The sequence below is a fragment of the Staphylococcus sp. GW823-FHT05F06 genome, assembly GCF_058795495.1.
The window spans coordinates 1-18,755 of sequence record NZ_JBXAHW010000004.1 but is presented as its reverse complement, the minus strand read 5'-3'; the positions used below and the strand labels follow the sequence as shown (position 1 = coordinate 18,755).

Annotated in this window: 18 protein-coding genes, 1 pseudogene and 1 riboswitch; of the genes and pseudogenes, 14 read left to right on the top strand and 5 right to left on the bottom strand. The window is 31.5% G+C overall.

The window, feature by feature from the left end; translation table 11 throughout:
• Positions 1-142 precede the first annotated feature (142 nt).
• The 3 genes from AC1Q7N_RS03740 to AC1Q7N_RS03730 are packed head-to-tail and all read left to right on the top strand — an operon-like array spanning position 143 to position 1,820.
• On the top strand, positions 143-463 hold the full coding sequence (locus AC1Q7N_RS03740) for a PadR family transcriptional regulator (protein WP_001831459.1): 321 nt from the start codon (positions 143-145) through the stop codon (positions 461-463).
• Complete coding sequence (locus tag AC1Q7N_RS03735; protein ID WP_001831458.1) at positions 460-1,020, top strand: DUF1700 domain-containing protein; 561 nt, start codon at positions 460-462, stop codon at positions 1,018-1,020. The genes AC1Q7N_RS03740 and AC1Q7N_RS03735 overlap by 4 nt, the downstream gene beginning before the upstream one ends.
• The gene (locus tag AC1Q7N_RS03730; protein ID WP_001831626.1) at positions 1,017-1,820 is read left to right on the top strand and encodes a DUF4097 family beta strand repeat-containing protein; all 804 of its coding nucleotides are present in this window, start codon (positions 1,017-1,019) and stop codon (positions 1,818-1,820) included. The genes AC1Q7N_RS03735 and AC1Q7N_RS03730 overlap by 4 nt, the downstream gene beginning before the upstream one ends.
• Positions 1,821-1,974: 154 nt before the next feature.
• Here the strand turns inward: AC1Q7N_RS03730 and AC1Q7N_RS03725 are convergent, their stop codons facing one another.
• The gene (locus AC1Q7N_RS03725; protein ID WP_001831508.1) at positions 1,975-2,583 is read right to left on the bottom strand and encodes a DNA-3-methyladenine glycosylase; all 609 of its coding nucleotides are present in this window, start codon (positions 2,581-2,583) and stop codon (positions 1,975-1,977) included.
• 205 nt (positions 2,584-2,788) lie between these two features.
• Here AC1Q7N_RS03725 and AC1Q7N_RS03720 point away from each other — a divergent pair.
• A pseudogene (locus AC1Q7N_RS03720) lies at positions 2,789-3,361 on the top strand (DUF805 domain-containing protein).
• Between the two features lie 572 nt (positions 3,362-3,933).
• On the opposite strand, the gene AC1Q7N_RS03715 reads toward AC1Q7N_RS03720, so the two are convergent.
• Complete coding sequence (locus tag AC1Q7N_RS03715) at positions 3,934-5,544, bottom strand: ribulokinase (protein ID WP_145376286.1); 1,611 nt, start codon at positions 5,542-5,544, stop codon at positions 3,934-3,936.
• Between the two features lie 587 nt (positions 5,545-6,131).
• Between AC1Q7N_RS03715 and AC1Q7N_RS03710 the strand changes: the two genes are divergently transcribed.
• Positions 6,132-7,142 (top strand): aldose epimerase family protein, encoded by a 1,011-nt coding sequence (locus AC1Q7N_RS03710; RefSeq protein ID WP_001831562.1) that lies wholly within the window; start codon positions 6,132-6,134, stop codon positions 7,140-7,142.
• A gap of 72 nt (positions 7,143-7,214) precedes the next feature.
• Here the strand turns inward: AC1Q7N_RS03710 and AC1Q7N_RS03705 are convergent, their stop codons facing one another.
• Positions 7,215-7,895: an MOSC domain-containing protein gene (locus AC1Q7N_RS03705; RefSeq protein ID WP_001831436.1), complete on the bottom strand. Its 681-nt coding sequence runs from the start codon at positions 7,893-7,895 to the stop codon at positions 7,215-7,217.
• A gap of 165 nt (positions 7,896-8,060) precedes the next feature.
• On the opposite strand from AC1Q7N_RS03705, the gene AC1Q7N_RS03700 reads away from it, so the two are divergent.
• A complete protein-coding gene (locus AC1Q7N_RS03700) occupies positions 8,061-8,753 on the top strand; it encodes a ribose 5-phosphate isomerase A (protein WP_001831586.1) in 693 nt (230 codons plus the stop codon).
• Between the two features lie 238 nt (positions 8,754-8,991).
• Here AC1Q7N_RS03700 and AC1Q7N_RS03695 read toward each other — a convergent pair whose 3' ends face one another.
• Positions 8,992-9,177, bottom strand: coding sequence for a hypothetical protein (locus tag AC1Q7N_RS03695; protein ID WP_002438420.1), 186 nt, complete (start codon positions 9,175-9,177; stop codon positions 8,992-8,994).
• On the opposite strand from AC1Q7N_RS03695, the gene AC1Q7N_RS03690 reads away from it, so the two are divergent.
• Entirely contained in the window at positions 9,155-9,334 is a 180-nt protein-coding gene (locus AC1Q7N_RS03690) for a hypothetical protein (protein WP_001831484.1), read from the top strand. The genes AC1Q7N_RS03695 and AC1Q7N_RS03690 overlap by 23 nt on opposite strands.
• Positions 9,335-9,738: 404 nt before the next feature.
• Here the strand turns inward: AC1Q7N_RS03690 and sdpC are convergent, their stop codons facing one another.
• A complete protein-coding gene (gene sdpC / locus AC1Q7N_RS03685; protein WP_001831571.1) occupies positions 9,739-10,887 on the bottom strand; it encodes a peptidoglycan release complex CPBP-like subunit SdpC in 1,149 nt (382 codons plus the stop codon).
• A gap of 247 nt (positions 10,888-11,134) precedes the next feature.
• Here sdpC and hutG point away from each other — a divergent pair, with 247 nt between their 5' ends.
• From hutG to AC1Q7N_RS03650, 7 genes are all read left to right on the top strand, one after another.
• A complete protein-coding gene (hutG, locus tag AC1Q7N_RS03680) occupies positions 11,135-12,070 on the top strand; it encodes a formimidoylglutamase (protein WP_001831441.1) in 936 nt (311 codons plus the stop codon).
• A gap of 469 nt (positions 12,071-12,539) precedes the next feature.
• A complete protein-coding gene (locus AC1Q7N_RS03675) occupies positions 12,540-13,658 on the top strand; it encodes an amidohydrolase (protein ID WP_002500418.1) in 1,119 nt (372 codons plus the stop codon).
• Between the two features lie 96 nt (positions 13,659-13,754).
• Positions 13,755-14,636 (top strand): SDR family oxidoreductase, encoded by an 882-nt coding sequence (locus tag AC1Q7N_RS03670; RefSeq protein ID WP_002456633.1) that lies wholly within the window; start codon positions 13,755-13,757, stop codon positions 14,634-14,636.
• A 286-nt stretch (positions 14,637-14,922) separates the two neighbouring features.
• Positions 14,923-15,534, top strand: a complete 612-nt coding sequence (locus AC1Q7N_RS03665; protein ID WP_002456632.1) for a flavin reductase family protein — start codon at positions 14,923-14,925, stop codon at positions 15,532-15,534.
• Between the two features lie 43 nt (positions 15,535-15,577).
• Entirely contained in the window at positions 15,578-16,165 is a 588-nt protein-coding gene (locus tag AC1Q7N_RS03660; protein ID WP_492712812.1) for a hypothetical protein, read from the top strand.
• Positions 16,166-16,240: 75 nt separating this feature from the next.
• Positions 16,241-16,337: riboswitch (SAM riboswitch) on the top strand.
• Between the two features lie 133 nt (positions 16,338-16,470).
• Entirely contained in the window at positions 16,471-17,772 is a 1,302-nt protein-coding gene (locus AC1Q7N_RS03655; RefSeq protein WP_001831611.1) for a Na+/H+ antiporter NhaC family protein, read from the top strand.
• A 296-nt stretch (positions 17,773-18,068) separates the two neighbouring features.
• Entirely contained in the window at positions 18,069-18,581 is a 513-nt protein-coding gene (locus tag AC1Q7N_RS03650) for an SRPBCC family protein (RefSeq protein ID WP_001831493.1), read from the top strand.
• Positions 18,582-18,755 lie beyond the last annotated feature (174 nt).

Genomic DNA, 18,755 nt, shown 5'->3' with positions numbered 1-18,755 from the left:
AGATGGTGTAATTTGAATAAAGACGTGTGTATTAATAAATTAAACTCAGTACCTTGCAATGTATAGTAGTGGATGCTATAGTTAATTTGAATCACTACTGTGTATAGTTTAATACTGTTTATACGACTGAGGAGGTAGATATATGAATGTACAGTTTAAGAAAGGTGCTTTAGAATTAATTGTTCTGCTAATTATTAAAAAAGAAGATCAGTATGGTTATTCACTTGTACAAAATATCTCCAGATATATGACCATAGCTGAAGGTACAGTTTATCCTCTGCTAAGGCGTTTGGTTAAAAGTGGGGAACTGAGTACGTATTATCAACCTTCAACTGAAGGTCCGTCTCGAAAGTATTATCAATTAACTCAACAGGGGGCTGCGAGAGTTAATCAATTAGAGGAGGATTGGAAATTGTTTACGGAAGCTGTAGAACATTTCATTGAGGAGAGTGAGAATGAATGAATAAAAATGATTATTTAAAAGAACTTAAAAAGCATTTGAAACATATGAATAAAGAAGAAAAAGAAGATATTTTGAATGAATACGATACGCATTTTTATAGCGGACAGCAAGAGGGAAAGTCTGAATCAGACGTGTGTAAAGAATTAGGTAATCCAAAATTAATAGGTAAGGAACTTACAGCTACTTCCAGTGTAGAAAATGCACATCAAAAAGTGTCGTTAATGAATATTTCATCCGCAATTGTAGCAGTAATGGGGCTAAGTTTGCTTAACTTTTTTATTGTTATAATACCAGCTTTTTTATGCATTTTGCTCGTATTAACCTTCATCATTTTTACTCTAGCTTCACTAGCTGCACCATTGATGTTGCTCATTAAAGGAATTATGGATGGTTTTCATTCCATTATCTTATATGACGCATTTATGACTGGTTTAATGTTTGGTGTTGGACTCGTACTTGCAGTGGTGACTTACTATCTCATTAAGTGGCTATTTGATGTGACTATGAAATATCTAAAATGGAATATCTCTATTGTCAAAGGAAGTGTACAATCATGAAAAAAATTGCAGCGATAATATTTTTAATAGGCTTGTCACTAATTATTATTTGTAGCGTGGGAGTTTATGCACAAAATAAAAAATTGAGTAAAGACAATCAATATAATAATCAAACAACAAATTTAATGAAAAACTATGATGATAATACTGTGAAAAGTATTTACGTTGATGGAAAAGTAAGTGATATAACTGTGAAAAAAGGTAAACATTTTTCGGTTAAGTCCAAAGGGAATGACAAAAATTTAAACGTAACTAGCAAGGTGAACAATCAACGTTGGGTAATTACAGAGCGTCAAACAAGTCCACATATTAATTTTAGAATACAAGGTAAAGTTAGTAATCACATTACGATTACAGTACCTAAATATATTAAAAACATAGATATTAAAACTAATGCCGGGGATTTAAATATTGTTGGAGTAAATAGTGGCACAGGAAGATTTGATGCTGAATCTGGAGACATTAAAGTTCAAAAAGGACGATATAAAAAGGTGACACTTCATAATGAGGATGGGGATATTCATACGAAAGATATTCATTTTAATCAAGCTAATATTCAAAATGACAATGGGGATATTCAAATGAAACAATTAGACCCTGATATTCCTTTACGTATTAAAAATGAAGAAGGGGATATAAACTTGAATTATAAAAAAGAACTTCATCACACCCAAATCATCACTCGTAATGAAGAAGGGGAAACAGACATCGATCATCGTGTGTTATATAATAGTAAAGTTGAAAATGGAAATAATAAAGTGAAATTAATCAATGAAAATGGAGATATTAAAGTAAAATAAAGGTATTTTTCTAACATTAGCTTAAAATTGAGGAAAGAAGTATTTTCAATAAATAATGAATGGTGTATTTTAATATGCACTTTTTTGCAGATTTTAATTTGAATAAATTTAGAGAAAGGAAGTAGGACTCATGATAATATCCTGCTCCCTTTTTTTATTTCCATGTATCGTCGGGATTTTGAAAATCTGATTTGCGCATTCTAGAGACATATGGATTGCCTTTAACAGTGAAACGTAGTGGTTTATTTGTCCATTCTCCTTTATTAGGAATACCGATACGACCACTTTCTATAATAGTTTTTGGATATTTGCGATGATTGGTATCTATAGATAATTTGCAGTCATTTAAGGTTGAGCCATCAATTGATCGTGGAATATTGAAAGCTTTAGTCCACTTTCCTGGACCATTAGTGAGCTCGTATCCAGATTTTCCACGATTGACGTTCATAGCGCCGATACCTTCATCTGGTTCAATAGCACGAATAAGTACACCTTCTGGTATGCCCTCAGTCCGTGTAACAAAATTGATTAATAAGTGCGTATGCATCACATGTGCATATATCGTGCCACCTTTTTTATATAAAGAAGTCACTTTTGGTGTTATTTTGCCACCAAAACCATGTGCAGCTTTATCTTGTATACCTAAATAAGCTTCAGTTTCTACAATATATCCAGTATATGTTTGATAGTCATCTTGGTAAATAATTTTAACACCTAATAAAGCTTTTGCAGTTTGGGTTGTCTGCTGATTTATAAAGTCCAAATATATCACCTCTCTTTTTTATTAAAAGTATTTACTAAAAAATGTAAAATGTAATATTATGTTTCATATTACTATTTTTATTTAAAATACGTTTTGTTATACTTTTAATATGAGTTTTAATAGAAATAAACTCTTATTAATGTAACAAATAATGTGTTGATTTAAAACACTTGTTTTAATGACAAAATGAAAAGGAGTATATCTAATGAGAGAAAAAGTTAGATTTACACAAGCTTTTAAATTATTTTGGACTAACTATTTTAATTTTAAAGGACGCTCACGTAGAAGTGAGTATTGATTTGCCATGTTATGGCATTTAATTTTTATGATTCCTACAATTATTGGTTACTCTTTTGGAATGTTCTGTTTAATATCAAGTGAAACTTTTAAAAGTAAAGGATTTCTCTTGTTGGGGGTAGGAATTTTTATCTTTTCTTTAATTTATATTTTGATTTATAGTTTAGTTACATTAATACCTAATGTTGCGATATTATCAAGAAGATTCCATGATCGCTCAATGACGATGACTCTTCCGATTATTTTTTATGTTTTCACTGTCATTGTATCAGGTTTTAATTATTTACCAAATATAGATAATTCAGCGGTATTAATATTTATGGGAATTATCTGCTTAATCTACTGGATTGGGTCGATATTAATATTAGTATTGACTTGCTTAGATAGTAAAACAGAGTCTAATAAATATGGACCAAGTCCAAAGTACAATCGTAACGAGACAAATTTCCATGGTGATAATGCTAATCCAGTTGATAAATAAAATTTAAACAATAATATAGCCCGAGACAATCATGATTGTCTCGGGTACTTTAATTGTATTGATAGTTTGTGATTGAATTGAAAATGCCCATGCATTATGCGTGAGCGTTATCAAGTTTAGTTATTATCCTTGTATGGCTTTATATGTATTTCAGCTCTTTTGTTGTCCTCCCTCTGATAACAAAATCTCAAGTTAAGATTTAATTATCAAGTTTACTTATTTTAGTGATACCTAGTTTGTTCTTCATGCTATATGATGATAGAAAAATACATGTTTATAGCAAACCGGAATTTATTAAACGTCATCAAGTCAATAAAAACCAATGAATTTAAGCTTAATATTAATTTCGCAATATCTATTTGCTGCTTCATATCAAAAAACATAATTGAAATTGTGTATGCTAAAAATTTTATATGTTAGCACCTACGTTAATAATTATCTCAATGATTCATATCACTGTGGAACTTCATATGCAGCGATGTACGATTGTATCAACGCTGACATGTTTATTCATTTCAACTTTAATCACGGTATCGTTGATTCAAATTAAACGTCTTAAAAAGGATAACAACTTAAATCAAATATGATAATTCAGGATATTGACGACCTAATAAATCATGTAGTTCACAATATTTATGGTAGAGTGGTTTATAAGCTTGAACTTTTTGGATTTCAGGTTCTTGTATATAAGCTATAGGTTGCTTCATAGATAATGCCGCCTCTTTTAATGTACTATATGCATTCCCAACATTTGCACCTAACATCGCTGCACCTAATGCTGAAGCATTAGATGAATCTATGACGACAACCCTTTTATTTAAAACATTTGCATAAATTTCAACGAGTAATTTACTCTTTTGTGGGATACCACCAGACGCATACACTGTATGAACAGGAATATGATTATCTTCAAATTGTTTCATAATTAATTTTGTTCCAAATGCTGTAGCTTCAATATATGCTCGATGAATCATTTCATACGGTGTTTGAAGTGTAAGACCAAAGATACTTCCAGTTAGATGACTATTACTAAGTATACTACGATTTCCATTCAACCAATCTAAAACAACAACATGTTGTTCTTCTATTCTAATGTGACTTGCTAATTCCTCTAAATAGTTAAGCACAGGCATATGATGTTCATTTGCTTGATCTACAATATGTTTAGGTGCTTGGTTCTTTGAGTATTCAAACAAATCACCGACAGCTGGTTGACCAGCTTCATAGGCATATAATCCAGGTATAATAGCATTTTTAACTGAGCCAGTTATTGAAGAAATGGGTACTTGTCTTGAATCTAGCATGAGATGACAAGTACTTGTACCAATGACTGCAGTGAATTCTCCAGCTTCTATTGCCCCAACACCTAAGACGCCAGAATGTGCATCTATGATAAAAGGTGAAACCTGGACATCTTGAGAAAGCCCCCATATTTGTTGATAGTCTTTACATAAACGACCTGCACTTTCTCCAATTGATATGATTGGCGCTTCACATTTTTCTTTGACGATTTTAGGTAAATCAGGATCCACGCTATGGAAGAAGTCGTAATTAAATCCAGCTTCATTGTCCCAAAAACCTTTAAAACCAATACCACAATTTGATCGTATATTTGAATTTGTTAGTATACTAGTGATGTAATCTCCAGCTTCCATTATATACCGTGCTCTTCTAAGTATTTCTGGTGCTTCATGTTTAACTTCCAGGATTTTCGGTATCATCCATTCGCTATTTACGCTTGAGCCATAATAATCTAACCAATTTTTATTCTTACTCATCTGAATCATATAGTTTGCCTCATCTTGAGCTCCATGATGTTTCCATAATTTTACGTACGCGTGTGGATTTGTCTTTAAATCTTCATGACGATGAAGCGGTTCAAATTGTTCATCGAGAAAGATAATTGTACTGCTTGTAAAGTCGACTCCAATTCCAACCACATCGTTTTTATTAACTTTACTATATTCTAATACAAATTGAACGCCTTGTTCAAGAATTTGTAAATAGTCGTCAGCATTTTGTAAGAAGTAGTTTTCAGGTAACGGTTTATCATATAATGAGTTCATATAAGTTCCGTTCGCATAGTCTTCCTCATATCTTGATATGATATGTCCGTTGGATGTGTCAGCTAATATCACTCTTCCAGAAGCGGTTCCAAAATCAATTCCTATACTATAACTCATGTGTATGCCTCCTATATATAGCGTAATTGTAATAAATCATATTGTTCTGAGTCGACGATTTGATGTTTAAGTATAGTTTACATGAATGTAAGTGTTTACAAAAATGATAATTATATTTTCGAATCATCTTACATACAATTTATTTACGTTAATTGCCGAAATCTATGGAATATTACAAGAAAAAGTGTAACAATATGTAAGTGAAACACTGCTGATAAAAGTTGAATTTAAAAAGTCTTATATTGCTATTTTCAAGTATAAAGTGTTTGATATGTTTAGCCAAAAAGCTACCCCTTTATGGCAGACATCTTAAAAAATCAGGGGATTGAAAGTAATTTAAGACTTTAAACGTTCTTCTATTTAAAAATTTGTCCAATTAAAAGCAGATGTTCTTATATCATTATTAACTTTTAAATCAATCGCGAGGCTGGCGATTATAAATACAACTTAAATTGATATAAGTAAGTTATTATAAACACTGTTAAATAAGGTGATGAGGGAATTAGGACAGGTGTGGTAGAGGTTTTAGTCATTGAAATATAGTTAGAGGAGCGTTAATTTTACAAGGTTGAAAGGGAGATTATGTAATGATATCTAAAGTTGAACATCAAAGACACGGTTTAGATTTAATTAAAATTGATAATGACGATACGAAAATTGTATTTACAAACTATGGTGCAAGAATTGTTTCTTGGAAATACCATGATAACAATATCGTTTTAGGGAATGTAGTAGAAGCGGATGAATTTTATTTTGAAGAACCTTTTAATTTTGGTGCTACGATAGGTCGCTATGCGGGTAGAATTGAAAATGCATCATTTAAATTAGATGATGATACTTTTCAATTAGAATCAAATGATGGTCAACATCATTTGCATGGGGGCAGTCATGGATTAAATAGACGTATTTTTGATTATGAAATAGTTGATGATATTGGACAAGTAAAGATTATATTCACAACAACGATTAAAGAAGAAGAGGACAATTATCCTGGAGATATGATGGTAAAGGTTATTCACACTTATGATGCCAATCATCGATGGTCCGTACAATATGAGGCAAAATCAACAAAAAAAACAGTATTTAATCCTTCAAATCATGTTTATTTTAATTTGAATCGTGATAACAATGTTGTCTATAACCACTGTATAAATAGTTCAGCATTAAAAATGTATATGTTAAATAATAAACATATTGTTAAAGAGGGGCAATCTCTTGATTTACATCGATTATTGGATACAAATAAAGTCTATTTAAAAGATATTTTTGAAAGTGACAATGAAACTTTGCAACAACAAATTAATCATTATAATGGCATTGATCATCCTTTCGAATTTGGTGGAAATGAGCTTACCATTGATAATTCTGAATTTGAACTTAATATTAAGACTGATATGCCTCATTTTGTAATGTTTACGTTTAATGATCCACAAGTTTGGAACAATGATTTTAATATTTATAAGGCGCATTCTGGATTTTCCATCGAAACTCAATATATGCCTAATGATATAAATATGTACGGCGCCAAAGCTCAGTCTATTTTAGAGGCAGATACATTATTTACATCTAAAACAAGTTTTCAAATTCATGAAAAGTAGTATTGATGATTATCATCATTCATTGCAATACATATGAGAGTCTGAGCTTAAAAGTTTCAGACTCTTTTTAAACTATTTATCGTCAGATTTAATGAATTTTCTATTTTCGGCACGCGTTTTCATTTTCTGTAGTTTTTTCTTTCGATCAGGTGAAAGATAAGGATTTCGAAGTGCATGATAGATTAATCTTAAATTATTTCGCTCATTATAGAATAGATGATTTAAGTCTTTCACAGATAGACGTGTGTTTGATTCTGCCTTTTTAATGAGTTTTAAATTATCACTCTGATGTACATATCCTTCTTTTATAACTCTAAAATAAAATCCAGTTTTACCAGATTGCGACATTTTTTGAACTAAATTAGGTATTGCATATTTAGCTTGAATTTTCCAACAAGGTTCTCGTATATCTGATACTTCTATGATTGTATCGCCTAGTTGATACTGATTACCAAAATAAACATCTGCTTCATCTAGATGTTCAACTGTCAAATTCTCTCCAAACATTGCAAATTCAGGTAATTGATCTAAGTCATCTTTAAATAATTGATAATTAGATTTACTAAAACAACATATCGCTTTATGTATACCACCATGGTTATGATAGGCTTGTTCATCGTCCACGAACCCAAGTCGATTGAGCCACATTTGACCTTTAAAAGGAATTTTGTTTAACGCTGATTGCATTGGTTTATAGTTTCCATAAGACAATGTTTCTATTTTGCCAATAGATATGGCATTCACTTTAATCATGTATATCACGACCTTTTAATTTATAAGTTATTATCAAGTGTTGATATAAATAGTTTAACAATAAAATGAAATGATTAATATGAAATAAAAAATGAGGTATGTTAAAAATTTGAATCTCATGTAGAATATAATTAGATACTTTTATGAAGAGGAGAGCAACGACACATGAAAGATGCAAAAGAGCTAAAATTGATGACCTTAGAAGATGTACTTAGTCAAATTGAAAATGGTATGACAATCGGAATAGGAACAGGGAGCACAATTGAATTATTAATTCCCCAAATTGCTGAATTAATTCAGCAAAAGAATTATACAATTACCGGCGTCTGTACTTCTAATAAAACAGCATTTTTAGCTAAAGAATTAGCTATGAATATAGTTGATGTAAATGATGTTGAGAAAATCGACTTAGCAATAGATGGCGCTGATGAAGTAGACAGTGCGCTTAACCTTATTAAAGGCGGTGGTGGAGCCTTATTTAGGGAAAAGGTCATAGATGAAATGGCTGACCGATTTGTCGTTGTTGTAGATGAAAGTAAACTCGTCAACTATTTAGGAGAAACATTTGCATTACCAGTTGAAGTCGATAAATTTAATTGGTACCAAGTTGCCAAAAAAATTGAGCGTACTTATGATATTCATGTAAGCAGAAGAGTTAATGAAGATGTACCGTTTATAACCGACAATGGTAATTACATATTAGATTGTTCATTGCAAAATAGAATTCCTGCTTATGAGCTACACGAATTTTTAATTCATTTAACTGGCGTTCTTGAAACAGGATATTTCCTCGATATTGCCGATCAAGTAATAGTAGGAACACAAGAAGGCGTAAAAATATTAAATAAAGAAACTTAGCAATTATATTAAGCTAAAATATTAAACTGAGATAAAGCATTTGTGTGTTTAAGTGATTAAGTTACACAAACAATACATATTAGAGTTGTAAAGACATGAATGACATACAATCTTATCATATTCATTGAGTCCTCCAATTTGTAATAAAGTTAGTTCAATAACTGATTTGTGCTGAACTCCGAAAATGTAAGATTGTATGTTAATTTTTGTTTTCTGTGTTATTGATTGAGGCAAGCATTTATATTTTGTTTAAATTCAATTTTGTTATAAACGTTAATATCAATTTATCTAATTGATGTAAGACATTAACTAATTTTTTAAGCAAAAGTTTACTTAGTGTTTTAGTAATAATTTTTGAAAAAATAGCTAGGTCTTTAGCTGGGGTAAAAGGAGGTTTTATTTTGAAAGTTGTTTTATATTTCATTTACTTTTTCGTTGCGTTTTTTGTTGTAGATTCTTTAATTAGTTTGGTATTTCCAATTGAATTTGATGTGTATACAAATTTAATTACTGCATTCATTTTTGCAGTTTTTATGACACCACTATTATTTGTATTAAAACAAGACAAAAACAAAAAATAAAATAAACATGTATAATGGAAAAATTGATAGATATTGAGAAGAATATTTAAACGTAAAAATGTTATGGTGTTTGAATATTACGATTAATAAAGTAATATGGAAAAATTAATATCCTGTTAATGCAAACCCTAATAAGTAAATTAAGATTTTAAATGCAAAAGCAGTTATCATCTCAATAGTTCTAATGAAACGCAATAAATTATTTTTAATCAATATAGCGAATTTATATTGATTATTATTTAAATTGATAGATATGAAAAAGCCAGTCCAATGATTAAGGTGTCGAACGTAATCACTGGACTGGCTTATTTATACATTTTAATACTAAAAATAAAGAGTAATACTAAAATCAAACTTTTAGAATGCGAATCATTAACACAGGATTTATTTTAAAGTATCAATTATTAATGTGATTTATCTGTGTCGGCTTTATGATCTTCAACTTCGTGAATTTCATCTTTAACATCGTTGACAACAGATGAGTGTCTATCTTCGGTATAAGTTGAATGATCTTTAATGTTATCATTGTGAGTTGTATCCGTTTCTTTATTAACTGAAGAGGCGTCTTCTTTATAATTAGAAGTAGTAAGTGCATCGTCACTCTTATTAGGTTTCTTTGATTGATGTTTGTCATTATCAATATCTTGTTGCTTTGTTTCATCTTTAGATGATACATCATGATTTGAAGTTGAAGAGGCGTCTTCTTGACTTGGTTCTTCATCTTGAATATGAGATAAATAATTATTAGGATCAACTTCGTCTAAACTTTGTTTCGTCGTTTTATAAACAATAGCACGAATGATTAGACTAATAATAATAAATGAAACACCCACAATTGTTGTAGAAAGTGCGATGACTTTCATTGAGAAAAGGTCGCCTGTTTCTTCACTAAATAAAAAGACGAGAGCAAAAGTCATGGATGCGTGAAAAGCAGTTGCAATATAAATTGTACGACCATTAGTAGCTCTAATTAATTCACCAATAATCATTGAAAACATGAATGTATATAAGAAATGGTATCCGGCGTATTCTACACCATATGTCGTGTTAGCTGTAAATACTGAATAAATAAGACCAACGACAATACTCGCAAAAAATGTGTTCATTCTTGTTTCAAGAATATTTTGTAAGTAAGAACGGAAACCAAACTCCACTACAAAAGCCATTAAAATATGACCAATTAATATAGTTAATAATGATACTGATAAATCTGAAGTTTGTAATAGGATGAAACTATCAGCATAAGTATTAAAGCTAAACAAGCCAATCATTAAAATGATAAGTGGTAGAATGAGTGCTAAAAGTAGACGCTCAATCACTTTTAAACTGATAGAAAATTTCAATCCTGCTAATTGTTCTTTTCTGTGCTTAAATACTAATATGCACACAATTGCAGCTATGAAAGGAGCTAAATCTTTAATACTAAAGACAAAACGTTTCACTCCGATAGTCGCTTGAAAATCTCTGAGTATCACGGACAATGCCATTGTGATAACGAAAAATACAAAGACCATCATAGCCCATTGGAACCCAGAAAATCTAGAGTTTTTCATTGTATGTAACCTCCATTAGGTAACAAGCTTAAATTGATTTATTTACAATTATACATCTTACAAGCATATGTTTAAATTGTCTATTTTAATTATAATCAAAATGTAATAGTCTTGAATCATTTTGTTAGCTAATCGTAAATAATTTTATCATTATATGGGTATGTTAAAAGAGCAAGCATTGATTAAGAAAAAGTCAATAGTTATACTTTAATTAACTTAACTGATAAAAAATCAAGGGGGATATATCATGTATCAACTTGCACAATCTAATCTATGGACAGGTCGTTTAGATAGTGAAACTGATCCTACACAATTTAGACACTTCCAAACTGTTAAATTCGGTGATTTAAGTCAATTAGATTTTTCGGATGAACACAAAGGCGTGGGCTTATTAGGATATGCAATTGATAAAGGAGTAGAATTAAACAAAGGACGTGTAGGTGCAAAAGAAGGTCCCAATGCCATTAAGCGAGCTTTTGCTGGATTGCCAGATTTGAATCAATGTGAAGAGATTATAGATTATGGTAATGTAGAACACAATCATGAGTTGCTAATAGATACACAGCGCGAATTCGCAGATCTTGCTGCTAAGTCTATCAAACGACATAAACAAACATTTTTACTTGGTGGCGGTCATGATATAGCATATGCACAATATTTAGCTACTCGTAAAGTTTATCCTGAGTCGTCAATAGGTGTGATTAATATAGATGCGCACTTTGACACACGCGATGAGGGTTATTCAACCTCTGGTACTAGTTTTAGACAGATTCTAGAAGAAGATGATAATGCAGATTATTTAGTGTTAGGTATATCTCAAGGTGGTAATACACAAGCTTTATTTAATTATGCTAAAGAAAAAGATATTCAATTTGTATATGCAGATGAATTACTACATCAGGTATCTCCCCCCATTAAAGATATGATAGAACGTTTTATCCATAATCATGATACGGTTATGTTCACAATTTGCATGGATGTAGTAGATAGTGCATTTGCACCAGGAGTCAGTGCACCAGCTGTCCTAGGAATATATCCACATACAGTTTTCGAACTTGCTAAACGGGTCATTCCAAGTGAAAAAGTAAAATCTATAAGTATAGCTGAAATGAATCCGACGTATGATTCAGATCAAAGAACTGCTAAATTAGTTGCTAATTTAGTACATCATTGTTTAATTTAAAGTTAGAAGTCGTCATGTAAAAATTTAATAATTTTAGATATATTTAGTTTCAAAATGCCTGTGATATTCGTTGATGTCTCGGGCATTTTAACATGTTGACAGTTTATGACTGAATGAGAAATAGCGTGTTAATCACTAATTAAAATGTCACACTTGTTGTCGTAATCGTACTAACCATTTATTGTGAAGATTGTTCATTTTAATATGAAAGAGAATTTTTAATGCATTTTTATCATATATTCCGATAAGCTAGGCAGTAATTAATGATAAATGTGACTGTTTAAAAATGTTTTCGCTTTTTTAAATAATTTTAATAAACTAGCTCTCAAAAATGTTGAATATTTAGAATTTTCCGATAAAATGTTAAGATACTCTTAATAAAATTGACAATTAAGTTAATTAAAAGAATGATAAATCACTAGTTAAGTATATGAATAAATTTGAAGTGTGAGAAAGGGCTGAGCGATATATGACAAATTATTCTACTTATGTAGATTGGAGAAGAACGTTTCATCAATATCCTGAACTTTCAGATGAAGAATATGAAACTACAGAAAAGTTACGAAAAATACTCAAAAGTTATGGTATACGTATACTGGAGGTACCTTTAAAAACAGGTTTAGTAGCAGAAATTGGGCAAGGAGAGGAAATGATAGCAGTAAGAACAGATATTGATGCTTTGCCTATAGAAGAACAAGTGAAGCATGAATTTACATCAAAGTATCAAGGTGCAATGCATGCATGTGGTCATGATATTCATATGGCAAGTATATTAGCTACTGGTATTCAACTAAAAGAGATTGAAGATGAATTAAATGGACGCGTTCGATTAATATTTCAACCTGCTGAAGAATTAGGGCATGGTGCATTTGAAATCATAAATACTGGAGTACTTAAAGGAGCTAAAGCAGTACTTGGTTTTCATAATTATCCCACTTTAAAAGTTGGTGAATTTGCTATTAAATCGGGTGCAATTACCTCTGCTGTCGATCGTTTTGAGTTTAATATTAAAGGTAAAGGTGCGCATGCTGCAAAACCTGAACAAGGAAACGATCCAGTCATCGTCGTAGGACAACTTATCAATAGTTTACAAACTATTGTGAGTCGAAATTTATCAGCTTTTGATAGTGCAGTTGTAACAATCGGTGAAATTTCTTGTGGTAACACATGGAATGTTATAGCTGACAAAGCTTATATACAGGGCACTGTTCGTTCATTCGATGAGGATATACGTCATTATATTGAAAATAGGATGAAAAATATTGCTGATGGTTTAAGTCGTGTTTTTAATGTGGATATTGATTTAACTTATTCAAGACTACCTGGTGCAGTAGTAAATGATGCACATCTAACACAAGAAGCAATCGAGGTCGCTAAAAATGTTGGCTATCATGTATCAATGCTCGATGAACCGGTTACTATTGGAGAGGATTTTTCAGGTTATACAGAAGAATACCCCGGTGTTTTCGCATTTATTGGCTCCGACAGTAAATATGATTTACATCATCCTAAATATCATCCAGATGAGCGTATTTTGGAAAAAGTTCCTCAATATTTCGTTCAGCTCGTTCAACGTTTATTGACATAATTTTATAAATTGAAGTGATTTCAGATTTTCTATGATTAAACGTACATGATAACTGGGTATACAGAAAGCATTAAATGAATTAGGAGATGATTTGAAATGTCAGCTCAAGATCCGCGCAATAAATTTAAAACTGATAATTATGAAAAACAAGAACAAGAAGTTCCAGGTATACAAGCTAAAATGTCACCACAACCAGATTGTGGGGAAGATTCTTATCATGGCCACCATCGATTAGATGGCTTTAAAATACTAGTGACTGGTGGCGATTCAGCAATTGGACGTGCGGCAGCAATTGCTTATGCTAAAGAAGGTGCAGATGTAGCGATTAATTATTTACCAAGTGAACAACAAGATGCCGATGATGTAAAACAGATTATTGAAAATGTTGGGCAAAAAGCTATCTTAATTCCTGGTGATATTAGAGATGAACAATTCAACTATGACATGGTTGAAAAGGCTTATCAGCAATTAGGTGGTTTAGACAATGTAACGTTGGTTGCTGGTCATCAACTTTATCAAGATGAATTATCGGAGTTTAAAACTCAAGATTTTACCGAAACGTTTGAAACGAATGTCTATCCGGTATTTTGGACAGTCCAAAAAGCGCTTGAGTATTTACAACCAGGAGGCTCGATTACAACAACATCTTCAGTTCAAGGTTATAATCCTAGTCCAATTCTTCATGATTATGCTGCAACGAAAGCTGCAATTATATCTTTAACAAAGAGTTTTTCAGCCGAACTTGGCCCTAAAGGTATTCGTGTTAACTGTGTTGCACCTGGACCGTTTTGGTCACCACTTCAAATTGTCGGTGGACAACCACAAAGCGCTATACCTACTTTTGGACAAAACACACCGTTAGGACGTGCCGGCCAGCCAGTTGAATGTGCTGGGACATATGTGTTATTAGCCTCTGATGATGCAAGTTATATTACCGGTCAAGTATATGGTGTGACTGGTGGGACTCAAATAGATTAACTTAACTATAGCATGTTGATTAGTATATATTTTTCGAAGTGAAAGCACGACGAAGGTGCTAAACATCATACAAACCTATACAGTTTAATATAAGATTTGTTTATGATAATAAGCGCCTAGGACAAATATCAATGTCCTAGGCTTTCTTATCTTATAGGCTAACAGTGATTCAATTGAATATACGATCTTCTTTAACTTTTTATTTATAATTATGTCTGCAAAGGGACAACAATAGTTAAATAGTAAATTTTATATTTTTAATAAAAATTGATTGGATTGATTGATAGTGAAAAAAATAAAAGCTGAAACACTTTCAGATATGCAAAATTATAAATTACTTAGTGGAAGTATTATACCTAGGCCGATAGCATTTGTAACTACTCAAAATTTAAAAGGGGATATCAACGCAGCCCCGTTTAGTTTTTTTAATGTAGTTAATCATACACCACCTATGATTGCAATTGCTGTTCAACGTACAAAGGGAAATAGAAAAGACACCTCAATAAATATAGAACAATCAGGTGAGTTTGTAGTGCATATTACTGATGAGGCTATTGTTAATGATGTGAATGAAACTGCTGCCCCGTTAGAATATGGTGTTAATGAACTTAAAAGAACCTCTCTAAGTATGATTGATTCAGATTTAATTAAAGTTCCAGCAATCAAAGAAGCAAAAGTAAGGTTTGAGTGTAAGCTTCATCAAATAGTACAATTGGGCAACAAAGATAACGGGAGTGATTTGATAATTGGTGAAATTGTCGTGTACCATATCGATGAAGAAGTTTATTTTGAAGATAGTAAAATTGATGCAAATCAATTAAATCCGGTAGCTAGGTTAGCTGGAAATGATTACTCTTTGTTAGGTCAAACATTTACGGTTAATCGGCCTACCTCATAAAAATAAAAATACATATGTAAATCTCATTTTAAGGGTGTCATTGATGAAAGCATATCTATATAAATTCATGCCATTGCTCATTTTCGTCATAGGACTGATTATCTTTTACGTTTTTAATGATTATCCCACATTGATACATGTCATAGTGATTATTGCTTTTATAACGAATGGATTGAAAAATGTATATTTTGTTAATAATAATATTAGAAATCATATGATATGGGTGAGCCCTAAACTCGATCGTATCCTTGGTATGATTTCGGGCATACTATATTTTGGTATTTACGTGGTTGGCTTTATAAAGCAACAGCCTTTATGGATAGTGATACTTATTCTAGTATCAACAGTGGGTACTGTGGTTTTATTAGAAACAAAATTACATATTACATCACTTCAATTAGAGGAGACGTTATCATCTGAACGGATAAAACGTAAAGTAATATCAAGACATAAAGCACAACGTCTTAAGTGTATATTTTTTACTGTGATTGTTGTAGTAATCATTTCAATGCTCATATCATTATATTTAAAGTTGATGGTTATTTTTGGACTTGCAGTAACGATTTTTATCTTAGCATCAATAAGTGTGGCTATTTTCGAAAAATACTTTACTATTATTGAAAATATGTAAACTATTATTAAAATATTTAAAATAATAAGTGTTGACGTTATTGCAAATATCTTGTAACGTTAAACACAATTCAATAACTTATCAAGAGAAGTGGAGGGACTGGCCCAAAGAAGCTTCGGCAACATTGTATCATGTGCCAATTCCAGTAACCGAGAAGGTTAGAAGATAAGGTTAAACACGACGTTAACTGAGACTGGGGCATGATTACGTGTCCTGGTTTTTTATTTTTGAGTTATTGATTAAATAGATAGGAATTTTTTAGTATAAAATCTATCAATCCATTATACGGGAAAGTAGGTTAGATTATGAAAGAGATGAAGAATGGCAATGCTTGGGCATTAATTCCTTTATTGTTATTTGTCTTACTATTTCTAGGTGTTGGTATTATTTCTGGTGATTTTACCACTATGCCATTAAATGTTGCTATTACAATTACTGTTATTGTTGCCTTACTTATGAACCGCAAGGAAACTTTTGCAAAAAAAGTAGAGGTATTTACAAAAGGTGCAGGTCACTCTAATATCATTTTGATGATGCTTATTTTTATCCTTGCTGGAGCTTTTTCGACGACTGCTGAAAAAATGGGAGGCGTGTCATCTACAGTTAATTTAGGCTTATCACTTATTCCTCAAAATCTAATAATTGTTGGGCTATTTATTATTTGTATGTTTGTATCAATTTCAATGGGGACTTCTGTTGGCACAGTTGCAGCTATTGCACCAGTAGGTTTTGGATTTGCACAAGCAACAGATGTACCAGCTGCATTAGCCATGGCAACAGTTGTTGGGGGAGCGATGTTTGGTGATAATCTATCTATGATTTCTGATACCACTATTGCAGCAGTAAGAACACAAAAAACAAAAATGAGTGATAAATTTAAAGTCAATTTTAAAATTGTACTACCAGGTGCGATTATTACAATCATCATTTTATTCTTTTTAACAAATGGTATTTCTATAGATCATACTAAAAACTATGATTATAATTTAATTAAAGTCATACCATACTTATTAGTTTTGATTCTTGCGTTAGTTGGTATTAATGTAATTATTGTATTAATAGGAGGTACTGTATTAGCCGGTATAATTGGACTGATTGATGGTTCTTTTGGTTGGAATGGCCTTTTAAATGCTATTTCTAAAGGTATTATCGGAATGGAAGATATTGCTATGATTGCATTGCTTATAGGTGGTCTAGTAGGAATTATCCAACATAATGGTGGTATTGATTGGTTGCTTAATTTTGTAAGGTCAAAAGTAAAATCAAAGCGTGGTGCAGAACTAGGTATAGCGAGTTTAGTGAGTGCAGCTGACATTTCAACAGCAAATAATACAATTTCTATTATTATGGCTGGACCATTAGCTAAAAATATTGCTGATGAATATGATGTCGATCCAAGGAAATCAGCAAGTATATTAGATATCTTTGGTGGGTGTTTTCAAGGATTATTACCATACAGTCCACAAGTGATTTCAGCAGCAGGTGTAGCCGGAATTTCCCCATTCCTAATGTTACAATATAGTATTTATCCAATATTATTAGGTGTTTGTGGATTAGTAGCAATTATTTTAAGAGTACCTCGTTTAAATCAATCGTCAAAGAAATAAAATATGCCCCATAGTATATATTGACTGTCAACAATCTTATGATTGTTGACAGTTTTATAATGACTCTTTGATACACACCATCTGTATTTTATTTTTAAGTTGAGTATCAAACAATTTAGAATAACAGTAAAATATTGATAAAGACAAGACTATACACTCAATCTTGAATTTAAAAAGTTAAAAATCACTAAAATTATAAGTTTTATTTAATATAATTTAATTTTATAGAGCTCAAAGTTTGTGACCTAGCTCAAATACGTTAAAATAGTATTAAGAGTGAAAGTAGGTGAAATGAAATGGCAAAATATAATGTGGAAAATGAATATGTAGAAATCGACATTGAGAGATTACTCAAATATACACCAGAGGTCGTTTATGAGGCATGGACAAAAACAGATATCTTAAAAAAATGGTTTATGACCACTCAACGCACGAATAAATCATTTGATGCAGATATTCAAGAGGGAGGAAAGTATCGCATCATTGATAGTAGAAACGGTAAACAAAACATCATTGAAGGTACATATGAAGAGTTAGTTTTAGATGAATATATCAAGATGACGATTGGAATGCCAGGACTAAGTGAGGAAGAGGATGTCATTGAAGTAGAGTTCTTTGAAAGAGAGAATGGCGGAACTCAAATGTTCTTTTACTATCGCTCTTTTGTTGAAAAGGAAAGACGTTTAACAACATTAGAATATAAGCAAAAGAAAAAAGAATATCATGATTCAACAGCACATGGATTTGAATTGATGATTGATCAAATGCAAAATGTGATAGATGAAATTGAGGAACAGCGTCATAACTAAACTGAAAAGAGGCTGGGACATAATTCCCTAGCATAATAGCCAGTAAATGAGTTTTCATAAATTCATTTACTGGCATCTTTATTTACAATACTTCGTTTTGTTGGCTCGCTTTCTTAGGGGACAGCTTCAGCCTGTAGTCTTCAGCTTGTCCTGTTCCCTCAAGAGTCTCGCCAA